We start from the raw sequence: 19,206 nt of genomic DNA, 5'->3' as shown, positions 1-19,206 counted from the left end.
AAGGACGCGCAGTTCCCCGCGCCCCTGAAAAGACGCGCAGTTCCCTGCGCACCGAGAAGCACAATGACGGGCACCCCGGAGGACCGTACTCCGGGGTGCCCGTCTGCTTGGGGTCAGAACTCGGCTATCGGGTTCTTCAGGGTGCCCACCAACTGCAGGGCGCCCGACGGGTCCGACAGGTCCACCATCTGCTCGTTGTTGCGGAGCTGGAGGCGGTTGAGGCAGGAGAGGGCGAACTCGGGCGCGAACATGTCGTACTGCTTGAACCTGTCGGCGAGCTCGGGCCTCGACTCCTGGTAGGCGCGGGTGACGTCCGCGACCGTGCGCCAGAAGTCGTCCTCCTCCAGGACGCCCTCGGTGGCGAGGTTCGCCGCGAGGAAGCGGAAGAAGCAGTCGAAGACGTCCGTGAAGATCGACAGGAGTTTCTTGTCCTCCGGGACCTCCACCCGCAGCCGCTCCACCGACGGCGGCAGCACCGCGTCCGGGTCCATGACCGCGATCTCCTCGGCGATGTCCTTGTAGATCGCGCGCTGCACCACCCCGTCCTTCAGCACCAGGATGACGTTCTCGCCGTGCGGCATGAACACCAGGTCGTAGGCGTAGAAGCTGTGCAGGAGGGGCGTGAAGTAGGCCTCCAGGTAGCGGCGCAGCCACTGCGTCGGGGTGAGGCCCGACTGCTCGATCAGCGCGCCCGCGACGGACGCGCCCTCGTGGTCGACGTGGACCAGGGACGCCATGGTGGCCAGGGACTCGCCCTCGTTCAGCGACGGCACCGGGCTCTCCCGCCACAGCGCGGCGAGCATCTTGCGGTAGGGCGAGTAGCGGTCCGTCGCCTGCTCGTACTCCAGGTGCCGGTAGCCGACTGCCGCCCGCTCCCGGATGATCGACAGGCCGGTGGACCTGAGCACCGGGTCGCCCTCGATGAGCTGGGCCAGCCAGTCGTTGATCGCCGGGGTGGCCTCCATGTAGGCCGCCGACAAACCGCGCATGAAGCCCATGTTGATGACCGACAGGGCGGTTTTGACGTAGTGCTTCTCGGGGCTGGTCCGGTTGAAGAAGGTCCGGATGGACTGCTGGGCCAGGTACTCGTCGTCGCCCTCGCCCAGGCACACCAGGTGCTGACGGGCCACCTCGGCCGCGAAGGTGACACTGAGCTTGTTCCACCACTGCCAGGGGTGGACCGGGATCAGCAGGTAGTCGTCGGGGTCCAGGTTCTGATCGCGCAGGACGCCGTGGAAGCGGTCGACGGTCTCCACGCCCAGTTCCTCGCGCAGGAACGACTCGTACTCGATGCCGACGCCGGCCGTGAACGCGGCGCGGGAGCGATGTGCGGCGAGCCAGACGAGCCGGACCGGGCTCGCCGTCTCCGGCGCGTAGGACAGGTACTCGTGGATGCCGAAGCCGAGCCGGCCGTTGTTGGCGACGAAGCAGGGGTGGCCCTCGGTCATGCCGGTCTCGATGGCCTGGAAGTCGCCACGGGCCAGTTCGGCCGCCGTCGTCGCGGGCTTGGTGAGCTTGTAGCAGGTGCCGGAGAGGGTGGAGGAGATCTCCTCCAGGTAGACCGGCAGGATGTCGTCGCTCAGGCCGAGGGACTTCTGCAGCTCGATGAAGAAGTCCAGTGCGGCGAGGGGGAGTTCGGAGCCGTCCCGGTGGCGGGTGATCGAGTCGGCGTCGACCTGCCAGTGGTCCAGGGCGCGGCGGGTCGCGGAGAAGCGGTAGCTCGTCAGGCCGTCGTCGCTGCGGACGACGTACTGCTCGCCGTCCTGCTCGGGGGTGATCAGCCGCTCGTGCGTGAACTCCGCGAGCGCTTTGCGGATCAGGAGGCGGTTGGCCCGCGCCCAGCGGTGGGGGGACAGATGCGCTACGGCGTCGGACAGGGTCATACGGCTACTCCTCGGGCGGCCAGGAACTGTGCGCGCGTGCAGAAACTGAGCAGCGCGCGCTTCTCCGGCTTGTCGATCTCGCGCTCGGCCACGAAGCCGACGGCCTCGTTGAGCGCGTGGACTGCCTTGTTGCTCACGTCGGGCTCCACCACGACCCGGCGGGTGCGCGGGTCGGCGAACAGCTCGTCCATCACGGTGGTGATGACGGCCTTGGTGAAGCCGTGGATCGGGCGGTCGGTCGGGGCGACCAGGAAGTGCATGCCGACGTCGCCGGGCTCCGGGTCGTACAGGCCGACCAGCTCGACGTACCGGGGGTCGTACTTCTCCATCAGGAACGCCGGACGGCCCTCGTGCAGACCGAGGTAGGCGTCGTGGTGCTCGTGCGCCGCGATCCGCATGTACTCGCGCTCGACGTCCTGGAGTTTCGCGTCCTGCATCATCCAGTAGGCCGCCTTGGGGTGGGTGACCCAGGAGTGCAGCAGCCCGGCGTCCTTCAGCGGGTCGAGGGGGCGCACGGTGAGCGTTCCGATACCGGTGGTGGCGCTCATACGGCGAACTCCTGGAACGCGATCGTCTTCTCCACCGGGTAGTACTCGCTGCCGAGCAGCTCGCGGATGATGTAGGCGTTCCGGTACGGGCCCATGCCCAGGTCGGGGCTGGTGATGCTGTGCGTGTGGACCCCGGCGTTCTGCAGGAAGATTCCCCGGCCGGTGACGTCGATCGCGTAGTTGCGGGCGACGTCGAAGTTGCCCTGCGAGTCGTAGACCAGGCGGTCCTTGACCGGCGTGAGGAACTCCGGTTCGGCGTACTTGTAGCCCGTGGCCAGGACCAGGCCCTGCGAGTCCAGCTCGAAGTCCTTGCCCTGCTCCTCCTGACGGAAGCCGAGGGTGTACGTGCCGTTCTCGTACCGCGCGCTGTTCAGCGAGGAGTTGGTGAGCAGCCGGGTGGGGACGGGGCCGCCGAGGTTCTTCTGGTAGAGCAGGTCGAAGATCTCGTTGATGAGGTCGCCGTCGATGCCCTTGAACAGGCCCTTCTGCTCGCCCGTGAGGCGGTAGCGGGTCGCCTCCGGCAGCTCGCGGAAGTAGTCGACGTACTCCGGGGACGTCATCTCCAGCGTGAGCTTGGTGTACTCCAGCGGGAAGAAGCGCGGGGAGCGGGTGACCCAGTTCAGCCGGTAGCCGTGGACGTCGATCTCGCTGAGCAGGTCGTAGTAGATCTCGGCGGCCGACTGGCCGGAGCCGACCAGCGTGATGGAGTCCTTCTTCTGCAGCTCCGCCTTGTGGCTCAGGTAGCGGGAGTTGTGCAGGAAGTCGCCGCCCAGGCCCTGGCAGGCCTCGGGTATGTAGGGCGGGGTGCCGGTGCCGAGCACCAGGTGACGGGCCCGGTAGGTGTCACCGGCGGTGGTCCGCACGACGTAGAGCTCGTTTTCGTACGTCACCTCGGCGACCGTCGTGGAGAAGCGGACGCTGCTCAGTTTGTTCGCGGCCCAGCGGCAGTAGTCGTCGTACTCGACGCGCAGCGGGTAGAAGTTCTCGCGGATGTAGAACGAGTAGAGCCGGCCCTTCTCCTTCAGGTAGTTCAGGAAGGAGTACGGGGAGGTCGGGTCGGCGAGGGTGACCAGGTCCGACATGAACGGGGTCTGGAGGTGGGCGCCGTCCAGGAACATGCCGGCGTGCCACTCGAAGTCGGGCTTGGACTCCAGGAAGACGCCGTCGAGCTCGTCGATCGGCTCGGTCAGGCAGGCCAGGCCGAGGTTGAAGGGGCCGAGCCCGATGCCCACGAAGTCATGAGTCGCAGGAAGGGGGGCCGGGTTTTCAGGACGCGCGGTCAAGGGACTCTCCCAGGTACTGCTCGGCGTGGCCGGCGATCAGATCGAGGACGGCGGCGATGTCGGACACCTGCGTCTCGGGGTTGAGCAGGGTGAACTTCAGGTAGTGGCGACCGCCGACCTTGGTGCCCGCGACGATGGCGTCACCGGAGGCGAACAGGGCCTTGCGGGCGTAGAGGTTGGCGCGGTCGATCTCGGCGGGGTCGGTGACGGCCGCCGGGATGTAGCGGAAGACCAGCGTCGACAGGCTCGGCTCCACGACGACGTCGAAGCGCGGGTCCGCGGCGATCAGCCGCCAGCCCTCCCGGGCCAGGTCGCACACCTCGTCGAAGAGCTGCCCGATGCCGTCGGCGCCCATGGTCCGCAGCGTCATCCACAGCTTCAGGGCGTCGAAGCGGCGGGTGGTCTGCAGGGACTTGTCCACCTGGTTGGGGATGCGCTCCTCCACCATGCGGCGCGGGTTGAGGTACTCGGCGTGGTAGGTGGCGTGGCGCAGCGTGGCGGCGTCCCGCACCAGCACGGCCGAGGAACTCACCGGCTGGAAGAAGGACTTGTGGTAGTCGACGGTGACCGAGTCGGCGTGCTCGATGCCGTTGATGCGGTCCCGGTGCTTCAGGGAGGCGAGCAGGCCGCAGCCGTAGGCGGCGTCGACGTGCATCCAGGTGCCGAACTGCTCGCACAGCTCGGCGATCTCGGGCAGCGGGTCGATGGAGCCGAAGTCGGTGGTGCCGGCGGTGGCGACGACGGCCATGGGGACGAGGCCGTCCTGCGCGCAGCGCTCCAGCTCACGGGCGAGCGCGACGGTCTGCATGCGCTTGTCGTGGTCGACGGGTATGGATACCACGGCGTCCTGGCCGAGCCCGAGCAGCTTCGCGGACTTCTTCACGCTGAAGTGGCTGACCTCGGAGGCGAAGATGCGCAGTTCGGTGAGGTCGTTGCTCTTGGCCTCCTCACGGGCCAGCAGCAGCGCCTGGAGGTTGGACTGGGTGCCGCCGGAGGTGAACACGCCGTCGGCGGCGGGGCCGAGGCCGATCCGCTCGGTCGTCCAGTCGATCAGTTTCCGCTCGATGAGCGTGCCGCCGGCCGACTGGTCCCAGGTGTCCAGCGAGGAGTTCACGGCGGACAGGACGGCCTCGCCGAGCACGGCCGGGATGACGACCGGGCAGTTGAGGTGGGCCAGGTAGCGGGGGTGGTGGAAGTAGATCGCGTCCCGGAGGTAGACGTCCTCCAGTTCGTCCAGCACCGCGGTGGTGTCGTGCAGCGGCTGGTCGAGGTCGATCTCGTCGATGCGGGGGGAGAGGGCGTCGACGCTGATGCCGGTGAACGGCCGGTCGGTGGCGGCGAGTTTGGCGGCCACCCGCTCGACTCCGGCGGTCACGGAGCGGCGGTACTGCTCCGCGGTGGTGTCGTTGAGCAGGTGCGAGCGCATGTGGGGGTCCTCCGGTGGGGACAGTCCGGTGTGGGACGGGAGGGGCTGGTCTCCGGCGTCCAGGAACTTAGGTAAGCCTAACCTAAGTTGATCGAGGTGGTGGCGGGCTTCGCAGTGACCGTGGTCACTCGTGTCACTCGGCCCCGATGGGGCTGGGGGGTGCCGCGGCTACGCCTCCGCCCGCAGCTGCTCCTCGCTCACACCGCGCCGCCAGTAGCCGACGAACGTCACCCTGCGCCGGTCGATCCCGAGTTCGCGCACGAAATGCCGGCGCAGCTCCTTCACGCACCCGGACTCGCCGGCGATCCAGACGTACGGCCGCTCGGCCGGCGGCAGCGGGGTGTCGCGGAGGGCGCCGAGAGCCATGGGGGACCCCTCGGCGGTCCCCTCCTCCTTGACCAGCCAGGTGATCTCGGCGTCGGCCTCGGTCACCAGGTCCTGGATGTCACCGACGTGCGGGACCTCCAGCCAGACCCGGGCGCGGGTGCCGGCCGGCAGCGACTCGACGATGGCGGAGGCGGCCGGGACGGCGGTCTCGTCGGCCCAGACGACGACGAGGTCGGTGTCCTCGGGCGGCCGGAAGCGGATCGCCCGGTTGTCGGCGACGGCAGGGCCGAGCAGCAGGACCCGGTCCCCGGCGGTGGCGCGGGCGGCCCAGCGGGAGGCCGGGCCGGCCTGGACGGAGGCGTCCGGTCCGATGCCGTGCAGGGCGAAGTCGATGTCGATCTCGTCCGGGTCCCGGCGCAGGTCGCGCAGGGTGTACGAGCGCATCACGGCCCTTACGTCGTCCGGGAGTTCACGCCAGCCTTGCCACCAGCCGTCCCCGAGTTCGAGCGGGACGACCGGCTCGGGCTGCCCCGGGTGCGGCAGGAACAGGGACAGGGACTGGTCCTGCCCGTCGGAGTGGAAGGCGTGCAGGTCGGGGCCTGTGAAGGTGACACGGACCAGGGACGGCCCGAGCCGCCTCGTCCGCAGGACCTGGAGGGAGAAGAAACGGAACGGGGCGGCCACGGCGGTGGTCATGGGACTCCTGATTCATCGTCAGGGGCGGTTGGGCGGAGGCACCCTGGGGGGCGCGGGTCTGTGTCGGCACGCGGCTCCGCCGCGCGGGCGCGACCGGCCACGAGGGCCCGCACCCGTCACATCCCCGGAGCGCCCCCACGGATGGGGCGTCAGGCGACCTTCTTCGCGCTCTCGATCGCCTTGGCGAGGTTCTCCACCAGGGGCGTGCACTTGTCGTACGACAGGATCGGCTCGGGCGAACGCGCGATGACCTGACCGGCCTTGACGGCGGGCAGCTTCTTCCAGGTGGCCTCGGTGATGTCGGCCGGCTGGATGGTCGAGGCGCGGTCGTCCATCATGATGATGTCGGCCGGGTACTTGTCGACGTTCTCCCAGCTGAGGTTCTCGAACCAGCCGCCGTTGGCCTCCATGGCCTTCTTCGGGGGCTCGACGAGGTTCACGCCGAGGGCCTTGAAGTACTCCAGGTCGATGGAGAAGTTGGAGCCGGAGACGTAGAAGATGGCGTCCGAGGCGGAACCGGCCAGCACCTTGATCTCGGGGCGGGACTTGGCGGCCTTGCGCAGTCGCTCGGAGGCGGCCTCGAAGCGCTTCTTCGCCTCGACGACCTTCGCGTCCTTCAGGTCGGCGCCGAGCGACTCGGCGAGCTCGGCCATGCGCTGCAGCGGCTTCGGCATCTGACGGTCGAAGACCGATACGGCCACGCTCGGGGCGAGCTTGGCGATCTTGTCCTTGGAGGCCTCCGGGACGTACCAGAGGGTGCCGGCGTCGTCGAAGGTGGTGGTGATGAGCACCTCGGGCTGGAAGGCCGCGTACTGCTCGACGTTGAACTGGTCGAACTGGTTGCCGAAGACGGTCAGCTTGCTGACGTCCATGTCGCCGGCCTGGACGTCGGCCTTGCCGTCCTTGGTCTTCGTCGGGCCGAAGACGCCCTTGACCTCGATGCCGTAGTCGTACAGGGCGGCGGCGACGCCGGTGAACGCGACGATTTTCGTGGGGACCTGGTCCAGGTTCACGGTCTTGCCGCGGTCGTCCTTGAAGGACCAGGGGCCGGACTTGGCGGCGCCCTTGGAGTCCGAGCCGCCGCCCTTGGAGTCTTCGCTGCCACACGCGGTCACGAGGGCGCCGAGCCCGAGAGCACCACCGGCGGCGAGCAGGCCGCGGCGGGAGTAACGGGCGGTTCTGGCGTTCGACATGACTGGGTCTGCTTTCGTGCGTACGGAACCACGGCGGGCATGGCCGACACCCGCTTGGCTGAGATCAACCTTAGGTTAGCCTAACCTGAGATCTTGTCCAGGGGGTCGGGGGGTGTGTGCCCGGGAGTGAGGGCGGGGATGCCCGAGGGTGCGGTGATCCGAGTCACGAGGTGGTGTGGAAGGCTCGGCAGACGCCTGAGGGCGCCCTCCATGAGATCCGTACGGAGGGCGCCCTCAAGTCATGTGGTCGTGCTTCGGCGGATCGGGGGGCGGGGGATGTCCTGCGGAGCCCGGTGATCCGGCGTTCCTGCAGCGGTCGGCCTCTTAGCCCACCAGCCCCAACTCCCGCGCGATCAGCATGCGCTGGACCTCGCTCGTGCCCTCGCCGATCTCCAGGATCTTGGAGTCGCGCCACATGCGGGCCACCGGGTACTCGTTCATGAAGCCGTAGCCGCCGTGGATCTGGGTGGCCTCGCGGGCGTTGTCCACCGCCACCGTCGACGAGTGGAGCTTCGCCAGGGCCGCTTCCTTCTTGAAGGGATCGCCGGACACCAGGCGGGCCGCCGCGTCGCGCCAGGCCAGGCGGGACGTGTGGGCCTTCATCTCCATGTCCGCGATCTTGAACTGGATGGCCTGGTTCGCGGCGATCGGCCTGCCGAACGCGTGGCGCTCCTTGGCGTACTTGACCGATTCGTCCACGCAGCCCTGTGCCAGCCCCGTCGCCAGGGCCGCGATCGCGATGCGGCCCTCGTCGAGGATGCGCAGGAACTGGGCGTAACCGCGGCCCTCCTCGCCCAGGAGGTTCGCCGCCGGGACGCGGACGTCCGTGAAGGACAGCTCGCGGGTGTCCGAGGCGTTCCAGCCGACCTTGGAGTAGGGGGCCGCGACCGTGAAGCCGGGCGTGCCGGACGGGACGATGATCGAGGAGATCTGCGGCCTGCCGTCGGGCTTGCGGCCCGTGACCGCCGTGACCGTCACCAGGCCCGTGATGTCCGTGCCCGAGTTGGTGATGAAGCACTTCGTGCCGTTGATGACCCACTCGTTCGTCGACTCGTCCAGGCGTGCCGTCGTGCGGGTCGCGCCCGCGTCGCTGCCGCCGTCCGGCTCCGTCAGGCCGAAGGCGCCCAGCACTTCGCCCGAGCAGAGGCGGGGGAGCCACTCGCGCTTCTGGGCCTCGGTGCCGTAGAGGTGGATCGGCATCGCGCCCAGCGAGACGCCGGCCTCCAGGGTGATCGCCACCGAGGAGTCGACCCGGGCCAGTTCCTCCAGGGCCACGCCGAGGGCCAGGTAGTCGCCGCCCATGCCGCCGTACTCCTCGGGGAACGGCAGGCCGAACAGGCCCATGCGGCCCATCTCGCGGACGATCTCGTACGGGAACTCGTGCCGCTCGTAGAAGTCGCCGATCTTCGGCGCCACCACCTCGTGCGCGAACTCCTCGACCGTGCGGCGGAGTTCCTCCAGCTCGGGGGAGAGACGGTAGTCCATGGTGATCAGTGCTCCTCGGTGTCCTCGTGGGACAGGGCTCGGACGGTGCGGGACGGGCTGGGTCGGCCCAGGTGGGCGGCCATCCACGCGCTCGCGGCGACGAGACGGCCGAGGTCGATTCCGGTGTCGATGCCGAGGCCCCGCAGCATCCACACGAGGTCTTCGGTGGCGAGGTTGCCCGTGGCCGACTTCGCGTACGGGCAGCCGCCCAGGCCGCCCGCGGAGGCGTCGATCGTCGTGACGCCCTGCTGGAGCGCCGCGAGGGTGTTGGCGAGGGCCTGGCCGTAGGTGTCGTGGAAGTGGACGCCGAGGGCGGTTGGCGGGACGCCCGCCTCGTCCAGGGCCGCGAGGAGCGCGACGACGTGACCGGGGGTCGCCACGCCGATCGTGTCGCCCAGGCTCAGCTCGTCGCAGCCCATGTCCAGCAGGGCCCGGCAGACCTTCACCACCTGGGGGATCGGGACCTCGCCCTCCCAGGGGTCGCCGAAGCACATGGAGAGGTAGCCGCGGACGTGGACCGAATCGGCCTTCGCGCGGGCCACCACCGGCTCGAACATCGCCAGCGCCTCGTCCACCGTGCGGTTGAGGTTGGCCTTGGCGAAGGACTCCGTGGCGCTGGCGAACACGGCCACCCGGCGGGCGCCCAGCGTCAGCGCGCGGTCCAGGCCGCGTTCGTTCGGGACCAGGACCGGGAGCGCGACGGGCAGGTCGGCGATCATCGGGAACAGCTGCTCCGCGTCCGCCAGTTGGGGGACCCACTTCGGGTGGACGAAGCTCGTCGCCTCGATCGTCGTCAGGCCGGCGTCGGCCAGGCGGTGGATGAACCGCGCCTTGACCTCCGTGGGGACCGTCGCCTTCTCGTTCTGCAGGCCGTCCCGGGCGCCGACCTCGTGGATGCGGACCCGGGTGGGCAGGTCACTGCTCGGGACGACCATCGGAAGTCCTGGGACTGTCATTCCGCCGCCTCCTCGTGCGGTGCGATGACCGCCAGCACCTGGTCCATGGCGACCGTGGTGCCGGGTGCCACGTCCAGTTCGGTGACCTTTCCGGCGTGCGGCGCGGAGATGACGTGCTCCATCTTCATCGCCTCCACCACCAGCAGGCTCTGACCGGCGCTCACCTCGTCGCCGACCGCGACCTTCACCACCGTCACCGTGCCGGGCATCGGGGCGGTCAGCGAGTCGGCGCCCGCGTGGGCGGCACGGGTGAGGGACGCGGCGACCGGGTCGTGGTCGCGTACGTGCCAGGAGTCGCCGTCGCGGCCGAGCCAGTCGGCGGCGCGGTGGAAGGTGTGGCGGACGCCGTCCAGCGTGACAAAGACCCGGTCGGCGGTGACCGTGGCCGTGCCGCGCGGGGTGTACTCCAGGGGCTCCTGCACCCGCAAGGGGAAGGCCGGCGGCTTCGGTACGCCGCCCAGGCGCCAGCCGCTGGGGACCGAGAAGGGGTCCGTCCAGCCGCCCGGCTCGGGCTTCATGGCCTCCAGGCGTACGGCCGCCGCCGCCTCGTACACCTCCTCCGGCACGTCCGTGGGGACCAGGCCCTCCACCTCGCGCTCGACCAGGCCGGTGTCCATGTCGCCGGAGACCACCGCCGGGTGGGCGAGCAGACGGCGCAGGAACCCGGCGTTCGTCTGCACGCCGAGCGTGACCGTCCCGGCCAGGGCCGCGCGGAGCTTGCGCAGGGCGGTCGCGCGGTCGGGGCCGTACGCGACGACCTTGGAGAGCATCGGGTCGTAGAGGCTGCCGACCTCCGTGCCCTCGGTGAGGCCCGAGTCGGTGCGGACGCCGTCGCCCTGGGGCTCGCGCAGCCTGAGCACCGCGCCGCCGGAGGGGAGGAAGCCGCGGGCCGGGTCTTCGGCGCAGATGCGGGCCTCCACCGCGTGACCGGTCAGCCGTACGTCCTGCTGGGTGAAGCCGAGGGGCTCCCCGGCCGCGACCCGCAGCTGCCACTCGACCAGGTCCAGGCCGGTGATCAGCTCCGTGACCGGGTGCTCCACCTGGAGGCGGGTGTTCATCTCCATGAAGTAGTACGACGACGGATCGGTGCCCGGGACGATGAACTCCACCGTGCCCGCGCCCCGGTAGCCGCAGGAGCGGGCCGCCTGGACCGCCGCCTCGCCCATCGCGGAGCGCGTCTCCTCGTCGAGGAGCACGCTCGGCGCCTCCTCGATGATCTTCTGGTGGCGGCGCTGGAGGGAGCACTCGCGCTCCCCGAGGTGGACCACGTTCCCGTGGCCGTCGGCCAGGACCTGGATCTCGATGTGCCGGGGACGGTCGATCCAGCGCTCGACGAGGAGCGTGTCGTCGCCGAAGGAGGCACGGGCCTCGCGGCGGGCCGACGCGATCTCGTCCTCCAGCCGGGTCAGGTCCCGCACCAGGCGCATGCCCTTGCCGCCGCCGCCCGCGCTCGGCTTGAGCAGCACCGGCGCGCCCAGCGCGCGGGCCGCCTCGGCCAGCTCCGGGTCCCGGCCGCCGGGCACCACCGGCACCCCGGCCTCCTGGACCGTCTCCTTGGCGCGGATCTTGTCGCCCATGAGCGCGATCGCGTCCGCCGGAGGGCCGATGAAGACCAGGCCGGCCTCGGCGCAGGCGCGCGCGAAGGCGGCGTTCTCGGCGAGGAAGCCGTAGCCCGGGTGGACGGCCTGCGCGCCCGTGCGGGCCGCGGCCTCCAGCAGGCGCTCCACCGACAGGTAGCTCTCGGAAGCCGGGGCCGGGCCGATCCGCACCGCCGTGTCCGCCTCACGGACGTGCCGGGCGTCGGCGTCCGCGTCGGAGAAGACCGCCACCGAGCGCACGCCCATCGACCGCAGCGTCCGGATGACGCGTACGGCGATCTCGCCCCGGTTGGCCACCAGCACTGTCTCGAACATCGTCGTCCGTCCCCTCACATCCGGAAGACGCCGAACTGGGGGTCACCCAGGGGCGCGTTGGCGCAGGCGGTCAGGGCCAGGCCCAGAACCTGACGGGTGTCCAGCGGGTCGATGACACCGTCGTCCCAGAGGCGGGCCGTCGCGTAGTAGGCGTTGCCCTGCCGCTCGTACTGGGCGCGGATGGGCGCCTTGAAGGCGTCCTCGTCCTCCGCGGGCCAGGTCTCGCCGCGGGCCTGAAGCTGGTCACGCTTGACCGTGGCGAGGACCGAGGCGGCCTGCTCGCCGCCCATGACCGAGATCTTGGCGTTCGGCCACATCCACAGAAAGCGGGGGGAGTAGGCCCTGCCGCACATGGAGTAGTTGCCCGCGCCGTACGAGCCGCCGACCACGACCGTCAGCTTCGGGACGCGCGTGCAGGCCACGGCCGTGACCATCTTGGCGCCGTGTTTGGCGATGCCGCCGGCCTCGTAGTCCTTGCCGACCATGAAGCCCGAGATGTTCTGCAGGAACACCAGCGGGATGCCGCGCTGGTCGCACAGCTCGATGAAGTGGGCGCCCTTCTGGGCGGACTCGGAGAACAGGATGCCGTTGTTGGCGACGATGCCCACCGGGTGGCCGTGGATCCGGGCGAAGCCGGTGACCAGGGTCTGCCCGAACTCGGACTTGAACTCGGCGAAGCGGGAGCCGTCGACGACCCGGGCGATGATCTCGCGCACGTCGTAGGGGGTGCGGGAGTCGACCGGGACCGCGCCGTAGAGGCCGTGCGGGTCGACCTTGGGTTCCGTCGCCTGAGTGACCTCCCAGGGGAGCGTCCCGCGCGCGGGGAGGGTGGAGACGATGGTGCGGACGATGCGCAGGGCGTGCGCGTCGTTCTCCGCGAGGTGGTCCGTGACGCCCGAGACGCGGGAGTGGACCTCGCCGCCGCCCAGCTCCTCCGCCGTGACGACCTCGCCGGTGGCCGCCTTCACCAGGGGCGGGCCGCCCAGGAAGATCGTGCCCTGGTTGCGGACGATCACCGCCTCGTCGCTCATCGCCGGGACGTACGCCCCGCCGGCCGTGCAGGAGCCGAGGACGGCGGCGATCTGGGGGATGCCGGCGCCGGACATGCGGGCCTGGTTGTAGAAGATGCGGCCGAAGTGGTCCCGGTCGGGGAAGACCTCGTCCTGCATGGGGAGGAAGGCGCCGCCGGAGTCCACCAGGTAGACACAGGGGAGGCGGTTGTCGAGGGCGACCTCCTGGGCGCGGAGGTGCTTCTTCACGGTCATCGGGTAGTAGGTGCCGCCCTTGACCGTCGCGTCGTTGGCGATGACCACCGTCTCGCGGCCGCTGACCCTGCCGATTCCGGCGATGACGCCGGCGGCCGGGGCCTGGCCCTCGTACATCCCGTCGGCCGCGAGCGGGGCCAGCTCCAGGAACGGCGAGCCCGGGTCGAGGAGCGTGTCCACGCGGTCGCGGGGGAGCAGCTTGCCGCGCGCGGTGTGACGCGCGCGGGCCTTCTCGCCGCCGCCCTGTGCGGCCGCGGCGAGCTTGGTGCGCAGCTCCTCGACGAGGGCGTGGTGCGCCTCCTCGTTGGCCCGAAAGGCCTCCGACGCGGGGTCTGCCGCGCTCGTGAGCTCCGGTGCCTCGTGCATCCTGCGGGTCCCCTCACCTTGTTAATGAGCGTTAACGCATTTCCTTCAGGTTAACGACCGCTAACCTCCCTGTCTAGAATTGATTTCATGGCCACCAGAACCGACGCCCCCACCCGCCGTGAGCAGATCCTCAAGGAGGCCGCGCGGCTGTTCGCCGAGCGGGGCTTCCACGGGGTCGGAGTCGACGAGATAGGGGCCGCGGTCGGGATCAGCGGGCCCGGGCTCTACCGGCACTTCGCGGGCAAGGACGCGATGCTCGCGGAGCTGCTGGTGGGGATCAGCGGGCAGTTGCTGACGGGGGCGAAGCGGCGACTGGCGGACGCGGCGGCGGACGGGGGTGCGAGGGCGGAGGTGGTCCTCGACTCGCTGATCGAGGGGCATATCGACTTCGCGCTCGACGACCGGCCCCTCATCACCCTGCACGACCGGGAGCTGGACCGCCTCCGGGACACCGACCGGAAGATGGTGCGCCAGCTCCAGCGGCAGTACGTGGAGTTGTGGGTGGGGGTGGTGCGGGAGGTGTACCCGGGGCTCGGGGAGCCCGCGGCCCGGTCGGCCGTGCACTCGGTGTTCGGACTGCTGAACTCGACGCCGCACCTGGGACGAGCGGGATCGTTGCCCGGGCGGGGGGCCATGGCGGAGCTGCTGCACCGGATGGCACGGGGGGCGTTCGCGGCGGCGGGTACCCCTACCGGCTGACGGTGCCCGGCACGTCCGGGTACGGGTGGAGCTGTCCGGATCGTGCGTACTCGCCGTGGCAGGTGTTCCTCGTGCCGGCGACGGCTCCTTCGTCCTGACCTCTCGGGTTTCCTCACCTCTCGGATGCCGCCACCGGCTCGCCGCCCGGGATGGCCCGTCAGCGTGACGAGCGTTACGCCCCCCGCCCCGCCCCCACCCTGGACGCGTCTCGATACTCGCCGGTATCTTAGGCTGAGCAAGCGCTTAGACATGCGGAGTCCTGGAGGTGGCGGCGTGCGCCGTACGGTGTTCAACGAGGATCACGAGGCGTTCCGGGAGACCCTTCGCGCCTTCATCGAGGCCGAGGTCGTACCCGTGTACGACGAGTGGTTCGCGGCGGGCCAGGCGCCCCGCGACTTCTACTACAAGCTCGGTGAGCTGGGCATCTTCGGCATCAACGTGCCCGAGGAGTTCGGCGGCGCGGGCCTGGACAGCCACAAGTTCGAGGCCGTGCTGTACGAGGAGACCGCTCGCGCGGGCGTCGCGTTCGGCGGCTCCGGCGTGCACGTGCTGCTCGCCCTGCCCTACATCAAGATGCTCGCCACCGACGAGCAGAAGAAGCGCTTCCTCCCGAAGTTCGTCAGCGGCGAGGAGATGTGGGCCATCGCGATGACGGAGCCGGGCACCGGTTCCGACCTCGCGGGCATGAAGTCCACCGCCAAGCTGAGCGAGGACGGCACCCACTACGTCCTCAACGGCGCCAAGACCTTCATCACCGGCGGCGTCCACGCCGACCGCATGATCGTCTGCGCCCGCACCTCCGCCCCGACCGCCGAGGACCGCCGCCACGGCATCTCCCTCTTCGCCGTGGACACCAAGTCCGAGGGCTACTCCGTCGGCCGCAAGCTCGACAAGCTCGGCCTGAAGACCTCCGACACCGCCGAGCTGGCGTTCGTCGACGTCAAGGTCCCCGTCGAGGACCTCCTCGGCGAGGAGAACAAGGGCTTCTACTACCTCGGCCACAACCTGGCCTCCGAGCGCTGGGGCATCGCCTTCGGCGCCTACGCCCAGGCCAAGGCCGCCGTGCGGTTCGCCAAGCAGTACGTCCAGGACCGCACCGTCTTCGGCAAGACGGTCGCGTCCTTCCAGAACACCAAGTTCGAGCTGGCCGCCTGCCAGGCCGAGGTGGACGCCGCCGAGGCCGTCGCCGACCGCGCGACCGAGGCCCTGGACGCCGGTGAGCTCACCCCCGCCGAGGCCGCCTCCGCCAAGCTGTTCTGCACCGAGGTCGCCCACCGCGTCATCGACCGCTGCCTCCAGCTGCACGGCGGCTACGGCTTCATGAACGAGTACCCCATCGCCCGCCTGTACGCGGACAACCGTGTCAACCGCATCTACGGCGGCACCAGCGAGATCATGAAGTCGATCATCGCGAAGGACATGGGTCTGTAAACCGGCCGTAGTCCTTGGCCGGTACAACAGTTGCCATGAGCAATGCACTTCAGGGCCTCCTCGATCTGCTCGACCTCGAGCAGATCGAGGAGGACATCTTCCGGGGCCGGTCCCGGTCCGCCGTCGTCCCCCGGGTCTTCGGCGGGCAGGTCGCGGCCCAGGCGCTCGTCGCCGCCGGGCGCACGGTCCCCGAGGACCGGCCCGCGCACTCGCTGCACGCGTATTTCCTGCGCCCCGGCGACCCGGGCGCGCCCATCGTCTACACGGTCGACCGGATCCGCGACGGCCGCTCCTTCACCACCCGCCGGGTGGTCGCCGTCCAGCACGGCAAGCCGATCTTCCATCTGTCGGCATCGTTCCAGGTGCACGAGGACGGGCTCGATCACCAGGAGCAGATGCCCGCCTCGCCCGATCCCGTGACCCTCCCGACCGGCGAGGAGCGGCTGCGCGGGTACGGGCATCTCGATCCCGTCGTGGTGGAGAAGTTCCTCGAGGCCCGGGCCGCGGTCGATCTCCGGTACGTCGACGAGCCGCCGTACGGCCGGTTCGGCGAGCCGCGCGAGCCGCACTCGCAGGTGTGGTTCCGCACCAACGGCAAGCTCGCGGACGATCCCCTGCTGCACGTCGTCCTCGCCACCTACGTCTCCGACATGACCTTGCTCGACTCCGTGCTGCTCGCGCACGGGCGCGGTGGCTGGGCCGTCGGGGATGTCGTCGGGGCCTCGCTGGACCACGCGATGTGGTTCCACCGGCCCTTCCGCGCCGACGAGTGGCTGCTGTACGACCAGGAGTCCCCGTCCGCGTACGGCGGCCGGGGACTGGGACAGGCACGGATCTACACGCAGGACGGGCGGCTGGCCATCACGGTGATCCAGGAGGGCGTGGTCCGCGTCCCGCGCGAGCGGGGCACTAGCTGAGGCCCGCCTCGGCGAGCAGGTACGCCGTCATCGGGTCGTAGTGGCGGGGGCTGACCACGTGGTCGTCCAGGGGGACCGTCACCTGCACGGTGCCCTCGGCCTCGGCGATGAAGAGGGCCGGGTCGTTGCAGTCGGCGTAGCCGACGGAGTCCACGCCGTGCTGACCCGCGTAGCCGGCCCAGCCGTGGTCGGCGACGACCAGGTCGGGCAGCGGGCGGCCCGCGCGCTCCAGGGCCGTCAGGATCGCCTTCATCGGCTCGCCCGAGTGGGTGTGCCACAGGGTGGCGCCGTGCTCCAGGACCGCCACGTCCGCGAACTGCATGACGTAGCCCTCCTCGGTCGTCAGCCCGTCCGGGATGACGACGATCTCGCAGCCGGCCGCGCGCAGCGCCGACGCGGTCGCGCGGTGCACGTCGAGGAGGCCGCCGGGGTGGCCGGTGGCGAAGAGGACGCGCTGCTGGCCGTCCGCCGCCTTGCGCAGCCGCCCGGCCATCCGCTCCAGACCGTCGACGGTCAGCTCCGGGTCGATGGTGTCCTGGCCGTACCGGTATTCGGGGTCGTCGTTCACGCCGACCCGCTCCGCCATCACCGCGAGGACGTCCTGCTCGTCGTTCCAGCGGTCGCCGAGTTCCAGCCCGAGCCAGTAGTGGCGGTCGCTGTTCGCCAGCTTGCGGTAGTGGGAGAGGTTGTTCTCGCGGGGGGTGGCGACGTCGCCCGCGATGCGCGTCCTGACGAGGTGTTCGACGAGTTCGGCGCGGCTGGGTGTCCCGGATATCGGCATGGCATCCATTGTGAGGCAGCCGACGGGGGCCGTCCCTGGCGTATCGAGCGCTGGGATGTGCGTCACGTACTCAGCGGGACCCCGCTCACCTACTCAGACGTGCTGTAGCCGTTCAGATGTGCCGTAGCCACTCAGATGTGCCGCAGCGACTCAGACGTGTTGTAGCCACTCACACGTGTCGCAGCCACTCAGACGTGCCGCAGCGCGAACCAGAGTTCCATCCGTACGTCCGGGTCGTCGAGGTCCGTCTCCAGCAGGGCCGCGCAGCGGGCGACGCGCTGCCGCACGGTGTTGCGGTGCACGGACAGGGCGACGGCCGTGCGGTCCCAACTGCCGTGCAGGGACAACCAGGTGCGCAGAGTCTCGGTGAGCGCGGGGTGGGCCGTGACGGGGGCGAGCACGGCGCGGGCATGGGCCGCCGCCTCCCCGGTCGGGACCAGGTCGGCGAGGGCGGGGCGCGCGCTGTGCCGCAGCAGCGGGGAGCGGGTGGCGCGGGCCCGGGCCAGGGCGCGGGCGGCCTGCGTGTCGGCGGCGGGCCAGTCGTGCGGGGTGACGGCGGCGCTGACGCCCAGGGTCCAGCCGGGCAGCGGGGCCGGTGTCCGCCCGGCCGGGACCAGGACGCGTACGGTGTCGCCCGCCGGGTCGACCAGCGCGGACCCGAGTGCGGCGCCCAGTGCGGAGGCCGCGACGGGGTCCGGGGTGCCGTCCCCGTCCGGCCGGGCGTGCACTACGAGCCACGGCCCGTCGCCCAGCAGCGCCGCGACCTCCTCGGGCGGCGCGCCCAGCAGCAGCCGCACCAGCGCCGAGGAACGGGCGGCCCCGGTGCCGCTCTGCTGCTCGCCGGTGAGCAACGACAGCAGGACGGCCCCCACGGAGGCGACGGTGTGGTCGCCGGAGGCACGCCGGGGGGCGGCCACCCCGAGTACGAAGCCGTGCCCGGCGCCGAGGGCGTACGCGGCGAGGTGGAGGCCGGCGGCGGTGTCGGTGGCGGAAGCGGGGGCGGGACGGCCGGGGTCGGGGGGCGCTGCTGTGGCGGGACGGCCGGGGTCGGGGGGCGCTGCTGTGGCGGGACGGCCGGGGTCGGTGGGGGAAGCTGGGGCGGGACGGCCGGAGTAGGCGGGCGCTGCTGTGGCGGGACGGCCGGTGTCGGTGGCGGAAGCGGGGGCGGGACGGCCGGGGTCGGGGGCGGGACGGCCGGGGTCGGGGGGCGTTGCCGTGGCGGGACGGCCGGACTCTGCCGGGGCGCCTCGCTCGGCCGGCCGTACCGGCCCGCCAGTGGGTGAGGTGGGGCCGGTCTGCGGTGCCGCACTCGCTGTCGGCGTCGACCCGGCCGGCCGTACCACCGCCGTCAGCCGCGTCAGTGCCGCCCGTACCTCGTCTCCGGGCTTCCGTCCCGCCGACGCGATCTCCGTGCCCTCCGGGCCGTACAGCACGGCCCAGCCGCTCAGTCGCCCCGCGAGTTGCCGGAGCACCGAGGGGACCGGGTCGGGTCGGGACGCGGCGGCGGCGAGGCTCTGCTGGGCTTCGGTCACGCGGCGCAGTTCCGCCAGGCGGGCCTGGGCCATGAGCTGCCAGACCGCGCGGGCGATGCCCGAGAAGGTGGTCCGGGGCGGCACCTCCAGCAGCGGCAGGCCGTGCGAGGCACAGGCCGCGACCAGTGCCTCCGGCACGGTGTCGTGCACCGGCGCCACCCCGAATCCGAGGGCCGCGCCGCCCGCCGCCACGATCCGGGAGACGTAGTCGTCGAAGTAGGAACTCCGCGAGTCCGCGGCGCCCGGGATGTGCACGCCGGCGCTGAGCAGCAGCTCGCCGCCCAGCAGATAGGGGAACGGGTCCGCCATCTCCGAGGTGTGCACCCAGTGGAGGACGACACCCTCGGCGGGCGGCCCCGCGAGCTGCCGCAGGCCCAGGTCCTCGCGGGCCAGCAGCGCGGTCAGCGGGACGGGTGGGGTGGGCGGAACCGCCGGCTCCGGCATGGTGTGCGTTCCCTCCATCCAGCACCGGCTCGAATGGATGAAACGTACACTTCGCAGTCGC

General features: G+C 70.9%; 15 protein-coding genes. 3 read left to right on the top strand and 12 right to left on the bottom strand.

From position 1 onward, the window contains the following. Positions 1-113: 113 nt before the first annotated feature. From ACZ7EG_RS03915 to ACZ7EG_RS03870, 10 genes are all read right to left on the bottom strand, one after another. Entirely contained in the window at positions 114-1,883 is a 1,770-nt protein-coding gene (locus ACZ7EG_RS03915) for an IucA/IucC family protein (protein ID WP_471071816.1), read from the bottom strand. Then, the gene (locus ACZ7EG_RS03910) at positions 1,880-2,431 is read right to left on the bottom strand and encodes a GNAT family N-acetyltransferase (RefSeq protein ID WP_471071813.1); all 552 of its coding nucleotides are present in this window, start codon (positions 2,429-2,431) and stop codon (positions 1,880-1,882) included. The genes ACZ7EG_RS03915 and ACZ7EG_RS03910 overlap by 4 nt, the downstream gene beginning before the upstream one ends. Continuing rightward, positions 2,428-3,714 (bottom strand): lysine N(6)-hydroxylase/L-ornithine N(5)-oxygenase family protein, encoded by a 1,287-nt coding sequence (locus ACZ7EG_RS03905; RefSeq protein ID WP_471071810.1) that lies wholly within the window; start codon positions 3,712-3,714, stop codon positions 2,428-2,430. Before ACZ7EG_RS03905 ends, ACZ7EG_RS03910 begins: the two co-directional genes overlap by 4 nt. Further along, positions 3,698-5,140 carry a lysine decarboxylase DesA gene (gene desA / locus ACZ7EG_RS03900; RefSeq protein ID WP_471071807.1) on the bottom strand — a complete coding sequence of 481 codons (1,443 nt, stop codon included), beginning with the start codon at positions 5,138-5,140 and terminating at the stop codon, positions 3,698-3,700. Before desA ends, ACZ7EG_RS03905 begins: the two co-directional genes overlap by 17 nt. 168 nt (positions 5,141-5,308) lie before the next feature. Next, the gene (locus tag ACZ7EG_RS03895) at positions 5,309-6,163 is read right to left on the bottom strand and encodes a siderophore-interacting protein (RefSeq protein WP_471071804.1); all 855 of its coding nucleotides are present in this window, start codon (positions 6,161-6,163) and stop codon (positions 5,309-5,311) included. Between the two features lie 149 nt (positions 6,164-6,312). Beyond that, on the bottom strand, positions 6,313-7,356 hold the full coding sequence (locus ACZ7EG_RS03890; RefSeq protein WP_471071801.1) for an ABC transporter substrate-binding protein: 1,044 nt from the start codon (positions 7,354-7,356) through the stop codon (positions 6,313-6,315). A gap of 324 nt (positions 7,357-7,680) precedes the next feature. Continuing rightward, the gene (locus tag ACZ7EG_RS03885) at positions 7,681-8,841 is read right to left on the bottom strand and encodes an acyl-CoA dehydrogenase family protein (RefSeq protein WP_471071798.1); all 1,161 of its coding nucleotides are present in this window, start codon (positions 8,839-8,841) and stop codon (positions 7,681-7,683) included. Positions 8,842-8,846: 5 nt separating this feature from the next. After that, complete coding sequence (locus ACZ7EG_RS03880; protein ID WP_471071795.1) at positions 8,847-9,797, bottom strand: hydroxymethylglutaryl-CoA lyase; 951 nt, start codon at positions 9,795-9,797, stop codon at positions 8,847-8,849. Continuing rightward, positions 9,794-11,710, bottom strand: coding sequence for an acetyl/propionyl/methylcrotonyl-CoA carboxylase subunit alpha (locus ACZ7EG_RS03875; RefSeq protein WP_471071792.1), 1,917 nt, complete (start codon positions 11,708-11,710; stop codon positions 9,794-9,796). Before ACZ7EG_RS03875 ends, ACZ7EG_RS03880 begins: the two co-directional genes overlap by 4 nt. A 14-nt stretch (positions 11,711-11,724) precedes the next feature. Beyond that, positions 11,725-13,341: a carboxyl transferase domain-containing protein gene (locus tag ACZ7EG_RS03870; protein ID WP_471071789.1), complete on the bottom strand. Its 1,617-nt coding sequence runs from the start codon at positions 13,339-13,341 to the stop codon at positions 11,725-11,727. A gap of 87 nt (positions 13,342-13,428) precedes the next feature. On the opposite strand from ACZ7EG_RS03870, the gene ACZ7EG_RS03865 reads away from it, so the two are divergent. The 3 genes from ACZ7EG_RS03865 (at position 13,429) to ACZ7EG_RS03855 (ending at position 16,388) form a co-directional block, all read left to right on the top strand. Further along, positions 13,429-14,040, top strand: a complete 612-nt coding sequence (locus ACZ7EG_RS03865) for an SACE_7040 family transcriptional regulator (protein ID WP_471071786.1) — start codon at positions 13,429-13,431, stop codon at positions 14,038-14,040. 273 nt (positions 14,041-14,313) lie between these two features. Beyond that, positions 14,314-15,471 carry an acyl-CoA dehydrogenase family protein gene (locus ACZ7EG_RS03860; RefSeq protein ID WP_184558413.1) on the top strand — a complete coding sequence of 386 codons (1,158 nt, stop codon included), beginning with the start codon at positions 14,314-14,316 and terminating at the stop codon, positions 15,469-15,471. Positions 15,472-15,506: 35 nt separating this feature from the next. Next, complete coding sequence (locus ACZ7EG_RS03855; protein WP_471071782.1) at positions 15,507-16,388, top strand: acyl-CoA thioesterase; 882 nt, start codon at positions 15,507-15,509, stop codon at positions 16,386-16,388. Here the strand turns inward: ACZ7EG_RS03855 and ACZ7EG_RS03850 are convergent. After that, positions 16,381-17,169: a phosphatase gene (locus ACZ7EG_RS03850; RefSeq protein ID WP_471071779.1), complete on the bottom strand. Its 789-nt coding sequence runs from the start codon at positions 17,167-17,169 to the stop codon at positions 16,381-16,383. The genes ACZ7EG_RS03855 and ACZ7EG_RS03850 overlap by 8 nt on opposite strands. Positions 17,170-17,357: 188 nt before the next feature. Continuing rightward, on the bottom strand, positions 17,358-19,145 hold the full coding sequence (locus ACZ7EG_RS03845; protein WP_471071776.1) for a PucR family transcriptional regulator: 1,788 nt from the start codon (positions 19,143-19,145) through the stop codon (positions 17,358-17,360). Positions 19,146-19,206: the final 61 nt, after the last annotated feature.

Source organism: Streptomyces sp. NPDC037100 (assembly GCF_055606225.1).
Note: the sequence above shows the minus strand (reverse complement) of the source record. Positions and strands in the feature narration are given on the sequence as shown.